Origin of the sequence: Streptomyces sp. NRRL WC-3742 (genome assembly GCF_000720635.1) — a bacterium.
In the GTDB taxonomy this organism is placed as follows: Bacteria; Actinomycetota; Actinomycetes; order Streptomycetales; family Streptomycetaceae; genus Kitasatospora.
This window is the reverse complement of the sequence record NZ_JOCF01000073.1, coordinates 52,921-69,049: the sequence shown is the minus strand read 5'-3', so window position 1 is coordinate 69,049 and position 16,129 is coordinate 52,921. Positions and strand designations below refer to the sequence as shown.

The following is a 16,129-nucleotide window of genomic DNA, read 5'->3' as shown; positions in this document are numbered from 1 at the left end:
CCGCCCCGGGAGATGCCCGCCGTGGACACCAGCGGCGTCGGCGTCCTCGACAAGACCTCGATGCTCCTCGGCGTGCTCGCCGAGGGCCCCGCCTCCCTGCGCACCCTCACCGACGTCACCGGGCTGGCCCGCCCGACCGTGCACCGGCTGGCCGTGGCCCTGGAGGCCCTGCGGCTGCTCACCCGGGACGTTCAGGGCCGCTTCGTCCTCGGGCCCCGGCTGGGCGAGCTGGCCGTCGAGGCCGGCCGGGACCGGCTGGTGCTCGGCGCCGGGCCCGTCCTGGACATGCTGCGCGACCGTACGGGCGCCAGCGCCCGGCTCTACCGCAGACAGGGCGACCTGAGGGTCTGCGTCTCGGCGGCGGAGGTCGGTGCCAGGGGCGGGCCGCCCTCGCGGCCCTCGGTGGGCGCCATGCTGCCGATGAAGGTGGGCGCCGCCGCCCAGGTGCTGCTGGCCTGGGAGGAGCCCGAGGTGCTCCACCAGGCGCTGCGCGGCGCCGGGTTCGGCGCCGCCACGCTCACCCTGGTGCGCCGCCAGGGCTTCGCCCAGAGCCTCGGCGCGGGCGAGGCGGGCGTCGCCTCGCTGGCCGCGCCCGTACGCGGCTCGGGCGGCCGGGTGGTGGCCGCGGTGACCCTGGACGGGCCGGTGGCCGTCCTGACCCGGACCCCGGCGCGGCGCTTCGCGGGTGCGCTGGTGGACGCCGCCGTGCAGCTCTCCGAGGGCCTGATCCGGTAATTTCCGGCTTCCCCCGGGCATACCCCCGCGCCGTCCTGGCAGCTTGCTGCAGCGGTTCTTGCGGGCACTCGAACAGAATTGTTAGAAATTGTCGTGCAGCGCCCCGGGGAATAGCCCGGCGCGAATTCGACGGAAACACTCGGCGCATCCGGTGCAGTCGAATCCTAGGCGCATCCGATTTCGATCGGATTTCACCGGGCCCCGTGAGGGCCCCATCAGGCTCCATTCGAGAGGCAGAGAAAATGACCGTCAGCACGCGTGCCGACCGCCTTGAGACCATCAAGGAAATCGTCTGCGACATCCTGGAGATCGAGGAGGACGAGGTCACCGAGACCAGCCTCTTCAAGGAGGACCACGGCGCCGACTCGCTGCGCGCGATCGAGATCCTGGCCGCGCTGGAGAAGGAGTTCGGCATCGTCATCAACCAGACCGAGCTGCCCCGCATGGTCAACCTGGACGGCGTCTACGCCGTCGTCGCGGAGCCGGCCGGCTGGTAGGCCCGACGCCCGTGCGCGGCACGGGCACCAGGGCCAGCAGCCAGGCGGATCGGGAGGTCGGAATGTCGGTACGGCACGGCGTGGACCCGGACGGGGAAGGACCGCACCGCGTGGTCCTCACCGGGCTCGGCGTGGTCTCCAGCATCGGGTTGGGGGCGACGGAGTTCCTCGAGGGGCTCCGCGAAGGACGCAGCGGGGCCAGGCCCATCACGGTGTTCGACACCGAGGGCTACGCCCACGCCAACGGCTGCGAGGTGGTGGGCTTCGATCCGGACGCCTGGATCCGCCGCCTCGACGTCGAACAGCTCGGCCGGGCCACGCAGTTCTCGGTGGCGGCCGCGCGGATGGCCCTGGAGGACGCCGGCCTGGACGCCGGCGAGCTGCGCGAGCGGCGCGGCCTCGTCTCCATCGGCACCACCGACGGCGAGTCCTACGACCTGGACCAGCTCGTCCAGGCCGAACTCGACCTCGGCCCCGCGAAGTTGGACCCGGTCGCCACCCGCAGGGTGCCGGCCGGGCGGCTCTCGGCCGCCATCGCCCAGGAGCTGGGCCTGGAGAACGTCGAGGCGGTGACCGTCCCGACCGCGTGCGGGGCGGGCAACTACGCCATCGGCAACGGGTTCGACGCCGTCCGCTCCGGCGAGGCGGAGTTCGCCTTCTGCGGCGGCGCCGACGCGATGTGCCGCAAGACCTTCACCGGTTTCTACCGGTTGGGCACCATCGCGCCGGACCGCTGCCAGCCCTTCGACATCGACCGCAAGGGCATCCTCACCGGCGAGGGCGCGGGCGTCCTCGTCCTGGAGCGCCTGGAGTCGGCGCTGGCGCGCGGCGCGAGGATCTACGCCGAGGTGCTCGGCTACGGCCTCAACTGCGACGCGTACCACCAGGTCGCGCCCAACCAGGCCAGCCTCGCCCGCTGCATGGAACTGGCCCTGGAGAACGCCGGCGTGGAGCGCTCCGAGGTCGACCTGATCTCGGCGCACGGCACCGGCACCAAGGCCAACGACGTGACCGAGGTCGCCGCCATCCGCGAGGTGTTCGGCGGGGACACGCCGCGCACCGTCTCGATGAAGTCGATGCTCGGCCACTCGATGGGCGCGGCCAGCGCGCTCGCCGCCATCGGCTGCGCGCTGGCGATCGCCAACCGGTTCATCCCGCCGACCATCAACCACGTCACCACCGACCCGGAGTGCGACGTGGACTGCGTGCCCAACCAGGCCGTCGAGGCCGACCTGCGGATCGTGCAGAACAACGGCCTGGCGTTCGGGGGCAACAACGCGGTGGTGCTCCTCGGCAAGTACGACGGACAGGAGGAGACACCATGCTGAGCCGCCCCATCGTCGGGATGGGCGCCGTGGCCAGCACCGGCAGCGGCGTCGACGAGCTCTTCGAGGGCCTGTGCGAGGGCCGCACCGGCCGGGCCGAGCTGCGCGGCTTCGACCGCACCCGCTTCCGCGCCCAGTACGCCTACGAGGTCGACGACCGGCCCGCGCCCGGCCGGGACGTCCCGGCCCGCGCGACGAAACTGCTGATCGAAGCGATCGGCCAGGCCGCCGAGGACGCGGGTCTGGGCGAGGACCTCGGCGGCGTGCCCGTGCTGATCGGCACCGGTCTGCGCGAGATGCGCTCGGCCGAGCTCTGGTGGCGCGACGGCACCCCGTTCGCGGACTCCGGGCTGCACTTCGGCACCGCGCTGCGCGAGCGCTTCGGCGCCGACAACACCCACACCTTCTCCAACGCCTGCTCCGCCTCGCTGTACGCGCTGGCGCTGGGCTGGGACCTGCTGGAGCAGGAGGAGGTGGACACCGTCGTCGTGGCGGGCGTGGACGTGCTGACCGAGAGCATGTACGGCCTGCTGGAGCGCGTCCACCCCACCCCGCCGGACCGGGTGCGGCCCTTCGACCGCAACCGCACCGGCGTGCTGATGGGCGACGGCGCGGGCGCCGTGGTGCTGCGCCGCGAGGACGGCGGGCGCCCGGCGCACGGCCGGCTGCGCGGCGTGGCCGTCAACTGCGACGCCTACCACGTCACCGCGCCCTCCCCGGAGGGCATCGCCGAGGCGATGCGCGCCGCCTACCGGATCGCCGGCGTCAAGCCCGCCGACGTGGACCTGGTGATGGCGCACGGCACCGGCACCCTGCTGAACGACGAGGCCGAGGCGACCGCCCTGGCCGAGGTGTTCGGCGCGGACGCCGGCCGGCCGCTGGTGACGGCCGTCAAGTCGATGACCGGGCACACCTCCGGCGCGTCCGGCCTGCTCAATCTGATCATCGGCCTGCGGGCCCTGAACGAAGGTCGGGTACCGCCGACCGTGGGACTGGAGGACCCGGTGGACGAGGCCGCGAAGTTCCGCTTCGTGACCGGCGAGGCCGCCACCGAGCAGATGCGGGTTGCCCAGCTGAACGCCTTCGGCTTCGGCGGGATCAACGCGGTCGCGATCGTGGAGGCGGGCCGGTGAGCGCGACCGTCGTGGTGAGCGGCGCCGCCGTCCTGCTGCCCGGGGCGGACTCCGTCCAGGCCCTGGTAGCCGGCCCGGCGAGCAGTGCCGAGGCCGTCTCCCCGGCCGACGTGGTCGGCAGGAAGGGCCTGCGCTACAAGGACCGCGCCACCCAGATCGGCTACGCCCTGGCCCTGCGCGCCCTGACCGACGCCGGGTTGCTCGGCGAGGACGGGACGACCACGGTGCCGGCCGGCAGCGTCGGCGTCGTCGCCAGCTCCAACTTCGGCAACCTGGACACCGTCACCCGCGCCCTGGACACCATCCGCGAGGAGACCGTCAACGGCACCAGTCCGATGGACCTGCCGAACGCCTCCAGCAACGTCATCGCCTCCTCGGTGGCGATCCGCTACGGGCTGCGCGGCCCCAACCTGATGGTCTGCAACGGCCCCACCTCCGGCCTGGACGCCGTCCACTGGGCGGCCACCATGATCGAGGCCGGCCGGGCCGAGCGGATGCTGGTGCTGGGCGTCGAGCCCGACAACGAGGTCGTCCGCAAGCTGACCGGCGGCCGCCCGGCCGTCGACGGCGGCGCGGCCATCGTGGTCGAGCGCGCCGACGCCGTCGCCGAACGCGGCGGAGCCGTACGGGCGGTGCTCGGCGGCTACGCCCGCACCGCGGCCGTCGCCGACCTCCTCGAGCGGCTCGCCTCCAGCGGCGCCCCCGTCCGCTGGGAGGTGCCCGCCGCCGACCCGCCCGCCGAGGACCTGCTGCCCGGCGTTCCCCGCTCCGGACTGCCCGAGCACTCCGGCGAGCCCTCCGGCGCCCTCGGCGTGCTCCAGTGCGCCGCGGCGGTCGGCTGGTTCGAGGACGGCGGGGCGGGACCGGTCTACGCCCTGTCCGGCGGCGAGAGCGCCGACGCCAGCGCGGGCCTGGTGCTGCTGGCGCCGGGAGCGGCGTGATGGCCGTCCGCCCGCAGGCGAACGACGATGACGCCCCCGTCGTGGTGCGCCGGCTCGGGCCTGCCCGGGCGGGCCAGGGGCGTCGCACGCTGCTGATCCACGGCCTCGGCGCCAACGCCAGCGTCTACGACCCGTGCGCGGGCCTGCTGGCGGACGGCCTCGAACTCTGGACGGCCCAACTGCCCTGGCGCGGCGAGGGCGTGGGCGACTGGGGCCGCGGCCCCGCGCTCGGGCACTGGCTCGAGCGGGCGCTGCGGCTCGTCCCGGGCGGCGCCGAGGTCGTCGTCGCCCACTCGATGTCGGCCAACGTGCTGCTCGACCTCCTCGACCAGGAGAGCCGACGCGGCGCGGACCCCTTCACCCGCTTCGGGGTCCGCGCCCTGGTCCTCGTCTCCCCGTTCTACCGGGGCGCCGCCGAGGACTTCGACTGGCAGACCATCAGCTACTACCTGAACGACTTCCACCTGATCATGGAGGAAGGCATCCGGGTCCACTCCGGCGGCCGGCTCGACGCCGACATCCAGAGCGCCATGGCCCACCGGGTGCGCGACCGCGTCGGCCCGTACGGCTGGCTCCGGTTCTTCGACCTCTACCTGGGCACCCCCGGCCTCCAGACCGGCCGGATCACCGTGCCCAGCCTGGTGATCGGCGGCGAGCACGACTTCGCCGCCCCGCCCGGCGAGGGCGAAGCGCTGGCGGCCGCGCTGCCGGACGCCCGGGTGCGCATCCTGCCCACCGGACACTTCCCGATGATCGAGCGGCCCGAGGAGTTCGCCGCCGAGATCCGGCAGTTCATCGACTCGACCCTGGCCGACGACCCCCAGCACGGGGCCGGCCCCCGGACACTCCTGGAGCACCACTGATGACCCTTGTCACCGACACCGCCGTCAAGGCCCTGCTGACGACGGCCACCACCGTCCAGGTCCGCCCCCGCTACGAGGGCTCCAACATCTGCACCTGGATCGGCTTCAAGCACGTCAACTACCTGGTGGAGGAGGCCGTCCTCGACCACTTCCGCCAGTCCGAGCTGCCCGCCCGCGCCCTCTACGAGGAGCACGGCCTGGGCCTGGACATCGTCTCCATCGACACCCGCATCCTGCACGCCTTCCACATGGACGACGTCGCCACGGCCGAGGTCACCCCGTGGACCAAGGACGAGGACGGGACCGTCGGCTTCAAGGTCACCATCACCGTCGAGCGCGGCGGCGAGGTCCTGAAGGCCGTCACCTCCAAGGTCCGCGTCTCCCTGCGGATCGACACCTACCTGGAGGCCGCCGGCGAGGTCCCCGCGCAGCTCGCCCGCTTCGCCGTGGCCAAGCTCGGCGACGACCTGGAGCGCGCCGAGGCCGCCGCCGCCCCCGCCGAGGCCGAGATCCTCGCCTCGCTCACCGAGGGCCGCAACGCCTACGCGTGGAAGTGGAACATCCCGTACCCGTACTGCCACTTCACCGAGCGCATCCAGATGTCCGGCTACCTGCGCCTGATGGAGGAGGGCAAGGACCGCTTCGTCGCGGACCGCGGCATCTCCATCAAGACCCTGCTGGACGACCGCAGGTGGATCCCGGTCGTGCCGCGCTCCGACATCCGCATCCTCGACGAGGCGCTGATGGAGGAGGACCTCTACACGGTCTACTCCGTCGAGGAGGTCTTCAAGGACTTCACCTACACCTCGAAGATGGACTTCTACGTCCTGCGCGACGGCAAGCTCGTCAAGACCGCCACCGGCAGCATCGTCCACGGCTACGCCGTCATCGGCAACCGCCGCGACTGGAGCCTGGTCAACTTCGACCAGCACGTCCTGGACGCGATCAACGGGGTGCACGGCTCGTGACGGACGCCTGGGCCGCCGTCGAGCGCGGCACGCCGTGGTACCTGCTGATCGAGAGCCAGGGCCACTGCGCCCCGCAGGAGGCGGGCTTCCGCCGCGACGCGGTCGCCCAGGCCGAGGCGGGCCGGCCCGTCCTGATGTTCCTCGTCCAGGACGGCGTCGCCCTCGCCCTGCCGGGCAGCGACTCCGCGCTGGACAGCTTCCAGGAGGCCGGCGGCCGACTCGCGGCGGACCGCTTCTCCCTCACCCAGCGCGGGATGGACGAGGGCGCGCTGCGCCCCACCGTCCGCGTCACCGGGATGGACGAGGTGGCGGGCTGGATGCTGGACCCCGACGTGAACGTGGTCTGGCACTGATGGCCCGCCGCATCCCGCCGACCGACCTGCTCATCACCCTGATGGGCACCCCGCACGCCGACGACCGCGTCACCACCGTGCTGCGCCTCACCCAGGCCCTGCTGGAACGCGGAGCCAGCGTCCAGATCTGGACCTGCGGCTACGCGACCCTGCTCACCCAGCAGGGCCTGGGGGAGGACAAGCCGCGCAACCTCGCCGAGTGGAACACCGTCTACCCGACGACCACCTCGCTGGTGCGGGGCATGCTCAAGGCGTTCCCCGAGCAGCTGTACTGGTACGGCTGCCGGTTCTGCAGCGACGACCGCGGCGCCGTCGACCACCTGCCCGAGGTCGTCCTGCGGCCACCGGGCGGCTACGCCGCGAACGTGGCGGCGGCCGGCCGGACCCTCCTGGTCGGAGTGATCTGATGGGTGATCCGATGGGTAATCCGATGGACCGTCAGGTATCTGCCGAGGGCCGCACATTGGCCATCGTCGAGCGCGGCCACCGGGGCGCGCTGGAGAAGCAGTTCTTCGACGCGCTCTACCTCGCCGCCGAACTGCACCGCCAACTCGGCGGACTGGACGTGCTGTTGCGCGGACAGGCCGCCACCCACGCCGTCCGCGCCCGGCCGCTGCCGGCGCTGCGCCTCGGCGACACCGTGGTCGAGACCCTCACCGACCCCCGGGCCGGACTGAGGACCCTGATCGACGCCGGGGTGCGGGTCTGGGCCGAGGAGTCGGCGCTCGCCGCCTTCGGCTTCACCGGGACCGACCCCGACGTCCTGCTGGACGGCGTACGGGTCGCCGCGGACGGCGAACTCGCCCTGCGCTGGCCCGAGTACCGGATGGTCTGCTTCCTGTGAGCGCGGCCGTCAACTGTCAACAAACCTCTGATCGCAAGGAGTTGGAGCGGGTATGACTACCACCCGGACCGGCAGCCGGCGCCCGGTCATCACCGCCTGGTCGGCGGTGTCGCCGTTCGGGATCGGCCGGGCTGCCTTCGCCCAGGGCCTGCGCGAGCGCCGCACCACCGCGGCCGCCCTGGCCCCGGAGCTGGCCCCGACCTCGGACGGCACGGCCTGCGTCGTGCCCGGCTTCGACGTGCGCTCGGCGCTCGGCAAGAAGGGCACCCGGTCCATGGACCGCGTCACGGGCCTGGCCGTCACCGCGGTCGGCGCCCTGCTCGAGGACGGCCCCCGCAACAAGGCCGTGGGCACCGGCGAGCGCGCGGCGCTGGCGCTGGGCACCACCACCGGCAGTGCGCAGAGCATGATGGACTTCACCCGGGACTCGCTCACCGGCCAGGAGCCCTTCTTCGTCGACCCGGCGAAGTTCCCCAACACGGTGATGAACTGCGCCGCCGGCCAGTGCGCCATCTGGTACCAGCTCAAGGGCCCCAACGCGACCATCGCCGGCGGCCGCGTCGCCGGACTGCACGCGCTCAGCTACTCGCGCCGGCTGCTCGCCGCCGGACGGGCCCGCACCGTACTGACCGGCGCGGCCGAGGAGTTCTCCGCCGCCCGCGCCTGGCTCGAGCACCACGCCGCCGAGGGCGCGGGCGCCCCCGCGCTCGGCGAGGGCTGCGCCGTGCTGCTGGTCGAGCCGCCCGCGCAGGACGGCGAGGAGCAGCCGGTGCTCGCCGAACTGCTCGCCGTGGAACTCGGCGTCGCCCTCGACGGCGACGTGCGGCCCGTGCTGGCCCGCACGCTGCGCCGGGCCCTCGCCCAGGCGGGGGTCGAGCCCGGGGAGGTCGCCGTGGTCGCCCGCTCCGGCGCCCCCGGCCCGGAGGGCGAGGCCGAGACCGCCGCCGTCCACGAGGTGCTCGGCGGCGCGGGCGCCGTCGACCTCGCCCCCGCCGAGCTGATCGGCGACACCGGGGCGGCCGCGGCCGCCTTCCAGGCCGCGGCGCTGCTCGCCTACGCCGAGGACAGGCCCGCCGAGGCTTCCGGGCGCATCGGGGTCGTCACCTCGGTGGACCGCGCCGGCTCGGTCGGCTGCGCGGTGCTCGGCCTGCGCTGAGCGGCCAAGACGCGCTGAACGGCCAAGATGCGCTGAACGAACCAGAACTGACTGATCGTCACCAAGCTTCGGGACAACGAGAAAGAGGACGGACTCATGACGAGCGCGCCGAGCGCTGTGCTGGACCTGGAGGAGCTGCGCGAGGTGGTCGCGAAGGTCCTCGACATCGAGGTGGCCGAACTCACCGACGACGCCGACTTCGTGGACGACCTGGAGGTCGACTCGCTGATGGCGCTGGAGGTCGTCGTCGTCCTGGAGAAGAGGTACGGGGTGAAGATCCCCGAGTCCGAGCTCAAGGAGTTCACCTGCCTGGCGCGGGCCTACGAGCTGCTGCTCGCGAAGGTGCGGGCGCGCTGATGACGGCGGGCACCCTGAGCCCGACGCGGGTGCGGCCGCTGTGGCAGCGGGCCACCCCGCTGGCCGGGCCGGTCGAGGTCACCGCCGCGGACGGGCCGCGCACGGCCGTGCGCTTCACCGTCGCGGCCGGGGAGACGGTCCTGCCCGGCCACTACCCGGGCTTCCCGATCTTCCCCGGCGTCTGCCTGCTGGACCTGGCGCACGCCGGGGTGCTCGCCACAGCCCCGGCCGGGGCCGGCCCGCTGGAGCTTGCCGAGGTCGAGTCGACCAGGTTCACCAGCCCCGTCTACCCGGGGGACGTCCTGGATGTGGACCTCGACTGGCGTGCGGCGGAGGGCGGTTGGAAGGTGCGTGGGGCGATCCGCTCGGCGCGCGGCGATGTCGCGAAGCTTCGGCTGCGCTACCGGGGCGAGGTGTCCGGATGAGCGGCCAGGTGGAGATCCGCGGCCGGCTGCCGCACCGCTTCCCGATGCTGCTCGTCGACCGGGTGCTCGAGCTGGTGCCCGGCGAGCGGATCACCGCGGTCAAGGCCGTCACCTGCAACGAGCCCTGGTACGCCGAACTCGGCCCGGACACCCCGGAGGAGGGCTTCGGCTACCCGCAGTCCCTGCTGGTGGAGTCCTGGTGCCAGAGTGCGGGACTGCTCGGCACCTGGCAGGACCCCAACCCGGACGTGCTCACCGGGAAGGTGATGCTCTTCGGCAGCATGGGCGGGGTGGTCTTCCACCACCCGGTGCTGCCCGGGGACGTCCTGGAGCACCGGGTGCGGGTCTCCCGCGCGGTCGGGGACACCGTGATCTTCGAGGGCGAGAGCCTGGTCGACGGCCGGGCGGTGCTGACCGTGGGCTCCGTGGTGGTGGCGATGCGCCCCGCCGAGGTGCTGCGGCCGTCCGAGCCACTGGAGCCGTCCGAGCCGTCGGCGCCGTCCGAACCGCTGGAGGCGAGCGCATGACGGCGCGCCACGACACCGATGGAGGAGCGATGGAGGAGAACACCTCCCGGGTGGCGCTGGTCACCGGGGGATCGCGCGGCATCGGCCGCGCCACCGTGCTGGGCCTGGCCCGCGACGGGTTCGACGTGGCGTTCTGCTACCGGTCCGACGAGGAGGCCGCGCGCAGCCTCGAGAAGGAGGCGGCCGCGTACGGCGTCCGCGTGCTGGGCCGCCGGGCGGACGTCACCACCGCCGAGCCGGTGCGCGAACTGGTCGCCGAGGTCGAGGAGAGCCTCGGCCCCGTCGACGCCCTGGTCACCGCCGCCGGCATCACCCGCGACAACCCGCTGGTGCTGATGACCGACGAGCAGTGGCAGGAGGTCATCGACACCAACCTCGGCGGCGTCTACCACGTCTGCCGCGCCGTGGTGTTCGGCATGATGAAGCGCAAGGCCGGCGCGATCGTCAACATCTCCTCGGTCGCCGGGGTGTACGGCCACGCCACGCAGTCCAACTACTCGGCGTCCAAGGCCGGGATCATCGGCTTCTCCCGCGCCCTGGCCAAGGAGACCGGCCGCTACGGCATCCGCGTCAACGCGGTGGCCCCCGGGTTCATCGAGACGGACATGACGGCGGCCATCGAGGGTAGGGCACTGAAGGACGTCATGGCCTCCATCCCGCTCAAGCGGATGGGCCGGGCCGAGGAGGTCGCCGACCTGGTCGGCTACCTGGTGTCCGAGCGGGCGCAGTACATCACCGGCGCGGTCCTGCAGATCGACGGCGGCATCACCATCTGAGCCACCGGCACGAACTGAGTCACCGAGACCGACTGAGAAAGACTGAGAAAGACTGAGAAAGGCGGCACCATGGCGAGAAAACCGCCGCGCTGGTACTTCTCGTTCCGCAGCCCGTACTCCTGGATGGCCTACCGCGACCTGATCGGGCACTACCCGGACGTCGCCGAGGCCGTCGACTGGCTGCCGTTCTGGGAGCCGGACGACCACCACCACGAGCACCTGGAGCAGAGCGGCGTCCAGCTCCCGTACGTCGCGATGTCCCGCGAGAAGCACCTGTACATCCTCCAGGACGTGCGCCGCCTCGCCCGCGAGCGCAACCTGGACATGGTCTGGCCCGTCGACCGGGAGCCCCGCTGGGAGGTCTCCCACCTGGCGTACCTGGTGGCCCAGGAGCACGGGCGGGGGCGGGAGTTCATCGACCGCGCCTACCGGGCCCGCTGGCAGGACGGGCTGGACATCTCCGACCCCGCGGTCATCGCGGGCTTCGGCCCGGAGCTGGGGCTCGCCCCCGAGCTGCTCGGCGGCGCCTGCGCCGACCCGGCCGTGCGCGAGCGCGGGCTGACCGCGCTCGCCGCGGTGCACCGTGACGGCGTCTTCGGGGTGCCGTACTTCATCGACGGCTTCGAGAAGTTCTGGGGCGTGGACCGCCTGCCCGGGTTCGTCTCGGCCGTCCGCGAGCGCACGGCCGCCAAGGCGGCGGCCGCCGCCCGCTGAACGACCAGTGTCACCGTCATCTGGAATTGACAGGAATTGAGGAGTCCGGCCATGGCCACCAACCCCTTCGAGGACGACAGCGCCTCCTACTTCGTCCTGGTCAACGAGGAGAACCAGCACTCCCTCTGGCCGGTATTCGCCGAGGTCCCGGCCGGCTGGACGGTCGTGCACGGCCAGGCGGGCCGCCAGGAGTGCCTGGACTACATCAACGAGAACTGGGTCGACATGCGCCCCCGCAGCCTGGTCGTGGCGATGGGGGAATGACCTCCGCAGTACCCGTGCCCGGTCCGCGCCTTTCGCGCGGGCCGGGCACCTTCGTGCACTCTTCCGGGCCCGGGTGGCAGCTTGATGCACCGAGGATTGTGACCCCGATCGACGGGTGCGAGAGTGTTCCGGAGCCGCCTCGAACAGACGTGTCAGCTTCCTGCGATCGCCATTGCAGGGCCGTTTCGGGGCTTGTTATGAATTTCCTCCTGGAATTCATTCTCCGGGATTCCGCGATTGCGGAAGAATCCCGCGCCAAACGACTGCTAGGGGTGGATCGAAAAGCATGTTCGGCGGAGACAGGACAGCGCTGACAGCCGCTCAGGCGGGAATTTGGTTCGCCCAGCAGCTGGACCCCGACAACCCGATCTTCAATGCCGCCGAATACCTGGAGATCCAGGGTGAGGTGGACGCCGGCGTCCTCGAGGAGGCGCTGCGCCGGGTGGTCGCCGAGGCCGAGACCCTGCGGGTGCGGATCGGCCAGGACGGCGACGAGCTGTGGCAGGCCGTCGGCCCCGTCCCCGAGCGGGTCCTCGAGGTCGTCGACCTCACCGGCGAGCCGGCCCCCGAGGCCGCCGCCCTCGACCGGATGCGGCGCACCATGGCGACGCCCGTCGACCCGGGCCGCGACCCGCTGTTCCGCTTCGAACTGCTGAAGGTCGCCCCCGCCCGGTACCTGTGGTTCTACTGCTACCACCACGTGGTCGTCGACGGCTTCACCGTCGCCCTGCTGGCCCGGCGGGCGGCCGAGGTCTACACCGCGCTGACCGAGGGCCTGGAGTGCCCGCCGAACCCCTTCGGCACGCTCGCCGACCTCGTCGCCGCCGACCAGGAGTACCGCGCCTCCGAGCGCTTCACCGAGGACCGCGACCACTGGGCCGCGCGGCTCGCCGACTGCCCCGAGCCCGTGGGCCTGTCCGCCCGCAAGCCCGTCCTCGCCCACGGCCTGGTGCGCCGCACCGCCTTCCTGCCCGCCGAGCACCTCGACGCGCTGCGCGACACCGCCCGCGAGGCCGGCGCCACCTGGCCCGCGATCGTCACCGCCGCCTCCGCGCTCTACCTCCAGCGCGCCACGGGCGCCGCCGAGGTCGTCCTGGGCCTGCCCGTGGCCACCCGGCTCGGCAAGGCGTCGCGCAGCCTGCCCGGCATGGTCTCCAACGTGGTGCCCGTGCGCGTCGCGCTGGACCCGGCCACCACGCTGGCCGAGGCCCTGCGCCAGGTCACCGTCGAACTGCGCGCGGCGCTCAAGCACCAGCGCTACCGCTACGAGGACCTGCGCCGCGACCGCCGGCTGCTCGCCGACGACCAGCGGCTCACCGGGCCCGAGATCAACATCATGATGTTCGACTACGACCTGCACTTCGGTGCCCACCGCGCCGTCGTGCACAACCTGTCGATCGGCCCCTCCGACGACCTGTCGGTCATCGTCTACGACCGCTCCGACGGCCGGGGCCTCCAGGTCGACTTCGACGCCAACCCCGAGCTGTACACCGAGGCCGAACTCGCCGCCCACCAGGACCGCTTCCTCGGCTTCCTCGCCAACCTGGCCGCCACCGGCCCCGAGGAGCCGGTCGGCCGGATCGACCTGCTCGGCGCCGCCGAACGCGAACTCGTCCTGGACACCCTCAACGCGACCGCCCGCGAGCTGCCCGCCGCCACCCTCACCGAGCTGCTGGAGGGCCGCGCCGCCGTCAGCGCCGAGGCCGAGGCGCTCAACTTCGAGGGCCGGAGCCTCAGTTACCGCGAACTGCACGAGCGCGCCGACCGGCTCGCCCACCTGCTCGTCGAGCGCGGCGCCGGCCCCGAGAGGCTCGTCGCCCTGGCCGTGCCCCGCTCCGTCGAACTGGTCGTCGCCCTGCTCGCCGTCCTCAAGTCCGGCGCCGCCTACCTGCCCGTCGACCCGGACTACCCCGCCGAGCGGATCTCCCTGCTGCTGGAGGACGCCCGCCCGGCCCTGCTGCTCACCACGCAGGCCGTCCAGGGCCGGCTGCCCGCCGAACCGGCCGTCCCGCACCTGCTGCTGGACGACCCGGGCCTGAGCGCGCAGCTCGCCGAGCGGCCCGCCACGCCCCCGGCCGTCCGGCTCACCCCGGACCACCCCGCCTACGTCATCTACACCTCCGGCTCCACCGGCCGCCCCAAGGGCGTCCTGGTGCCGCACCGGGGCATCGTCAACCGGCTGCTGTGGATGCAGGACGCGCTCGGGCTGCGCGCCGACGACCGGGTGCTCCAGAAGACACCGTCCGGATTCGACGTCTCCGTCTGGGAGTTCTTCTGGCCGCTCGTCCAGGGCGCCACCCTGGTGCTCGCCCGGCCCGAGGGCCACAAGGACCCGGCCTACCTGGCGGCGCTGATCCGCGAACAGCGCGTCACCACCGCCCACTTCGTGCCGTCCATGCTCCAGGTCTTCCTCCAGGAGGAAGCCGCCGCCGGGTGCTCGGGCCTGCGCCGGGTCGTCACCAGCGGCGAGGCCCTGCCCGAGGAGACCCAGGGCAAGCTGCTGCGGCTGCTGCCCGGCACCGAGCTGCACAACCTGTACGGGCCCACCGAGGCATCCGTGGACGTCACCGCCTGGCGCTGCGTCGACCAGCCGGGGCCCGTGCCGATCGGCCGGCCCGTCTGGAACACCCGCACCTACGTCCTGGACGCCGGGCTGCGGCCCGTCGCCCCCGGAGCGCCCGGCGAACTGTACCTGGCCGGCGTCCAGTTGGCCCGCGGCTACCTCGACCGCCGCGGCCTGACCGCCGAGCGCTTCGTCGCCGACCCGTACGGCCCGCCCGGCGCCCGGATGTACCGCACCGGGGACCTCGCCACCTGGGGAGCGGACGGCGCCCTGCGCTACCTCGGCCGCACCGACGACCAGGTGAAGATCCGCGGCTTCCGCATCGAGCTCGGCGAGATCGAGGCCGCCCTCGCCCAGCACCCGGGCCTGGCCGCCGTCGCCGTCCTCGCCCGCGAGGACCGCCCCGGCGACCGCCGCCTCGTCGCCTACCTGGTGCCCGCGCCCGGTACCACCCCCGACCACGCCGAGGTCCGCGCCCACCTCGCCGGGCGGCTGCCCGAGCACCAGGTGCCCGCCGCCTTCGTCACCCTGGACAAGCTGCCCGTCACCCCCAACGGCAAGCTCGACCGCAAAGCCCTGCCCGCCCCCGACCTCGGCGCCGCCGTCTCCGACCGGGCCCCGCGCACCCCGCGCGAGGAGATCATCTGCGAACTCTTCGCCGAGGTCCTGGGCCTGCCCCGGATCGGCGTCGACGACAACTTCTTCGAACTCGGCGGGCACTCGCTGCTCGCCACCCGCCTCGTCAACCGCGTCCGCGAGACCTTCGGCCTCCAACTCACCATCCGCAGCCTCTTCGAGGCGCCCACCCCGGCCCTGTACGGGGAGCGGCTCGACGACGACAGCCGCAGCGAGGACCCGCTGGACGTCCTGCTGCCGCTGCGCCCGTACGGCGAGCGCCCCGCGCTGTTCTGCGTGCACCCGGCCGGGGGCCTCAGCTGGTGCTACGCCGGGCTGATCAAACACCTCGGCGCCGACCACCCCGTCTACGGCCTCCAGGCCCGCGGGCTCGACGGCACCGGCGAACTGCCCGGCAGCTTCGAGGAGATGGCCGAGGACTACCTCGAGCAGATCCGCAAGGTCCAGCCCACCGGGCCCTACCACCTGCTCGGCTACTCCTCCGGCGGCATCGTCGCCCACGTGCTCGCCTCCCGCCTGGAGCGCGAGGGCGAACAGGTCGGCCTGCTCGCCATCCTGGACACCTACCCCGGCCAGACCCTGGCCGAGCTGGGCGAGCAGGAGATCCTCGCCGACCTGCTGCGCTGGGTCGGCTACGACCGGCGCCGCCTCGGCCGCAAGCCGCTGGACTTCGAGCAGGTCGTCACCCTGCTGCGCAAGCTGGGCAGTTCGCTCGCCAGCCTGGAGCGGCACCACATCGAGGCCATCGGCCGGGTCTACGCCAACAACCGCGAGCTGGTCCACGAGTTCGAGCCCGCCCGCTTCGGCGGGGACGCCGTGGTCATCGTCGCCTCGCTGGACAAGGTCGACATCTCGCCGACCCCGGCCACCTGGAGCCCCTACGTCGCCGGGCGGATCACCCCGCACTACCTGGAGCGCAACCACAACGACCTGATGAAGCCCGGGGCGCTCGCCGAGATCGGGCGCATCCTGGCCGACGAGCTGCGCGCGATCGACGCCGCCGCGGCCGAGAGTGCCGCGCCGGAGCGTCGCACCTCCTGACCGGGCCCCGG

The 16,129-nt window shown here is 73.0% G+C and carries 18 protein-coding genes; all 18 read left to right on the top strand.

Annotation, left to right across the window (positions count from 1 at the left end; all coding sequences use genetic code 11):
• Window positions 1-12: 12 nt before the first annotated feature.
• The 18 genes from IH61_RS0132325 (at window position 13) to IH61_RS0132240 (ending at window position 16,118) form a co-directional block, all read left to right on the top strand.
• Entirely contained in the window at window positions 13-735 is a 723-nt protein-coding gene (locus IH61_RS0132325; RefSeq protein ID WP_031076425.1) for an IclR family transcriptional regulator, read from the top strand.
• 242 nt (window positions 736-977) lie between these two features.
• Window positions 978-1,232: an acyl carrier protein gene (locus IH61_RS0132320; RefSeq protein ID WP_031076424.1), complete on the top strand. Its 255-nt coding sequence runs from the start codon at window positions 978-980 to the stop codon at window positions 1,230-1,232.
• Window positions 1,233-1,294: 62 nt separating this feature from the next.
• Entirely contained in the window at window positions 1,295-2,560 is a 1,266-nt protein-coding gene (locus tag IH61_RS0132315) for a beta-ketoacyl-[acyl-carrier-protein] synthase family protein (protein WP_037973653.1), read from the top strand.
• Complete coding sequence (locus IH61_RS0132310; RefSeq protein WP_031076422.1) at window positions 2,554-3,690, top strand: beta-ketoacyl-[acyl-carrier-protein] synthase family protein; 1,137 nt, start codon at window positions 2,554-2,556, stop codon at window positions 3,688-3,690. Before IH61_RS0132315 ends, IH61_RS0132310 begins: the two co-directional genes overlap by 7 nt.
• Window positions 3,687-4,631: a beta-ketoacyl synthase N-terminal-like domain-containing protein gene (locus IH61_RS0132305; RefSeq protein WP_031076421.1), complete on the top strand. Its 945-nt coding sequence runs from the start codon at window positions 3,687-3,689 to the stop codon at window positions 4,629-4,631. The genes IH61_RS0132310 and IH61_RS0132305 overlap by 4 nt, the downstream gene beginning before the upstream one ends.
• Window positions 4,631-5,494, top strand: coding sequence for an alpha/beta fold hydrolase (locus IH61_RS0132300; RefSeq protein ID WP_078911566.1), 864 nt, complete (start codon window positions 4,631-4,633; stop codon window positions 5,492-5,494). Before IH61_RS0132305 ends, IH61_RS0132300 begins: the two co-directional genes overlap by 1 nt.
• Window positions 5,494-6,462, top strand: coding sequence for a hypothetical protein (locus IH61_RS0132295; protein ID WP_031076417.1), 969 nt, complete (start codon window positions 5,494-5,496; stop codon window positions 6,460-6,462). Before IH61_RS0132300 ends, IH61_RS0132295 begins: the two co-directional genes overlap by 1 nt.
• Window positions 6,459-6,815 (top strand): DsrE family protein, encoded by a 357-nt coding sequence (locus IH61_RS0132290; RefSeq protein ID WP_031076415.1) that lies wholly within the window; start codon window positions 6,459-6,461, stop codon window positions 6,813-6,815. The genes IH61_RS0132295 and IH61_RS0132290 overlap by 4 nt, the downstream gene beginning before the upstream one ends.
• Window positions 6,815-7,222, top strand: coding sequence for a hypothetical protein (locus IH61_RS0132285; protein ID WP_031076412.1), 408 nt, complete (start codon window positions 6,815-6,817; stop codon window positions 7,220-7,222). The genes IH61_RS0132290 and IH61_RS0132285 overlap by 1 nt, the downstream gene beginning before the upstream one ends.
• Before the next feature lie 11 nt (window positions 7,223-7,233).
• Window positions 7,234-7,659: a hypothetical protein gene (locus IH61_RS0132280; protein ID WP_051838462.1), complete on the top strand. Its 426-nt coding sequence runs from the start codon at window positions 7,234-7,236 to the stop codon at window positions 7,657-7,659.
• Window positions 7,660-7,711: 52 nt separating this feature from the next.
• On the top strand, window positions 7,712-8,815 hold the full coding sequence (locus tag IH61_RS0132275) for a beta-ketoacyl synthase N-terminal-like domain-containing protein (protein WP_031076408.1): 1,104 nt from the start codon (window positions 7,712-7,714) through the stop codon (window positions 8,813-8,815).
• Between the two features lie 96 nt (window positions 8,816-8,911).
• Window positions 8,912-9,172, top strand: a complete 261-nt coding sequence (locus IH61_RS0132270) for an acyl carrier protein (RefSeq protein ID WP_031076406.1) — start codon at window positions 8,912-8,914, stop codon at window positions 9,170-9,172.
• Window positions 9,172-9,597, top strand: coding sequence for a hypothetical protein (locus IH61_RS0132265; RefSeq protein ID WP_051838454.1), 426 nt, complete (start codon window positions 9,172-9,174; stop codon window positions 9,595-9,597). Before IH61_RS0132270 ends, IH61_RS0132265 begins: the two co-directional genes overlap by 1 nt.
• Window positions 9,594-10,124, top strand: coding sequence for a 3-hydroxyacyl-ACP dehydratase FabZ family protein (locus IH61_RS0132260; protein ID WP_031076402.1), 531 nt, complete (start codon window positions 9,594-9,596; stop codon window positions 10,122-10,124). The genes IH61_RS0132265 and IH61_RS0132260 overlap by 4 nt, the downstream gene beginning before the upstream one ends.
• Window positions 10,125-10,153: 29 nt before the next feature.
• Window positions 10,154-10,900 carry a 3-oxoacyl-[acyl-carrier-protein] reductase gene (gene fabG, locus IH61_RS0132255; RefSeq protein WP_031076400.1) on the top strand — a complete coding sequence of 249 codons (747 nt, stop codon included), beginning with the start codon at window positions 10,154-10,156 and terminating at the stop codon, window positions 10,898-10,900.
• 69 nt (window positions 10,901-10,969) lie between these two features.
• Complete coding sequence (locus tag IH61_RS0132250) at window positions 10,970-11,614, top strand: 2-hydroxychromene-2-carboxylate isomerase (RefSeq protein WP_037973651.1); 645 nt, start codon at window positions 10,970-10,972, stop codon at window positions 11,612-11,614.
• A 51-nt stretch (window positions 11,615-11,665) separates the two neighbouring features.
• Window positions 11,666-11,878 (top strand): MbtH family protein, encoded by a 213-nt coding sequence (locus IH61_RS0132245; protein ID WP_031076396.1) that lies wholly within the window; start codon window positions 11,666-11,668, stop codon window positions 11,876-11,878.
• Window positions 11,879-12,164: 286 nt separating this feature from the next.
• Window positions 12,165-16,118, top strand: coding sequence for a non-ribosomal peptide synthetase (locus IH61_RS0132240; RefSeq protein ID WP_078911565.1), 3,954 nt, complete (start codon window positions 12,165-12,167; stop codon window positions 16,116-16,118).
• The last annotated feature ends 11 nt before the right edge of the window (window positions 16,119-16,129 follow it).

Coding starts and splice junctions, on each gene's coding strand:
- IH61_RS0132250 (WP_037973651.1), top strand. CDS start 10,970: ATGGCGAGAAAACCGCCGCGCTGGTACTTCTCGTTCCGCAGCCCGTAC.
- fabG (WP_031076400.1), top strand. CDS start 10,154: ATGGAGGAGAACACCTCCCGGGTGGCGCTGGTCACCGGGGGATCGCGC.
- IH61_RS0132285 (WP_031076412.1), top strand. CDS start 6,815: ATGGCCCGCCGCATCCCGCCGACCGACCTGCTCATCACCCTGATGGGC.
- IH61_RS0132240 (WP_078911565.1), top strand. CDS start 12,165: ATGTTCGGCGGAGACAGGACAGCGCTGACAGCCGCTCAGGCGGGAATT.
- IH61_RS0132265 (WP_051838454.1), top strand. CDS start 9,172: ATGACGGCGGGCACCCTGAGCCCGACGCGGGTGCGGCCGCTGTGGCAG.
- IH61_RS0132270 (WP_031076406.1), top strand. CDS start 8,912: ATGACGAGCGCGCCGAGCGCTGTGCTGGACCTGGAGGAGCTGCGCGAG.
- IH61_RS0132280 (WP_051838462.1), top strand. CDS start 7,234: ATGGGTAATCCGATGGACCGTCAGGTATCTGCCGAGGGCCGCACATTG.
- IH61_RS0132260 (WP_031076402.1), top strand. CDS start 9,594: ATGAGCGGCCAGGTGGAGATCCGCGGCCGGCTGCCGCACCGCTTCCCG.
- IH61_RS0132315 (WP_037973653.1), top strand. CDS start 1,295: ATGTCGGTACGGCACGGCGTGGACCCGGACGGGGAAGGACCGCACCGC.
- IH61_RS0132310 (WP_031076422.1), top strand. CDS start 2,554: ATGCTGAGCCGCCCCATCGTCGGGATGGGCGCCGTGGCCAGCACCGGC.
- IH61_RS0132245 (WP_031076396.1), top strand. CDS start 11,666: ATGGCCACCAACCCCTTCGAGGACGACAGCGCCTCCTACTTCGTCCTG.
- IH61_RS0132320 (WP_031076424.1), top strand. CDS start 978: ATGACCGTCAGCACGCGTGCCGACCGCCTTGAGACCATCAAGGAAATC.
- IH61_RS0132325 (WP_031076425.1), top strand. CDS start 13: ATGCCCGCCGTGGACACCAGCGGCGTCGGCGTCCTCGACAAGACCTCG.
- IH61_RS0132295 (WP_031076417.1), top strand. CDS start 5,494: ATGACCCTTGTCACCGACACCGCCGTCAAGGCCCTGCTGACGACGGCC.
- IH61_RS0132275 (WP_031076408.1), top strand. CDS start 7,712: ATGACTACCACCCGGACCGGCAGCCGGCGCCCGGTCATCACCGCCTGG.
- IH61_RS0132300 (WP_078911566.1), top strand. CDS start 4,631: ATGGCCGTCCGCCCGCAGGCGAACGACGATGACGCCCCCGTCGTGGTG.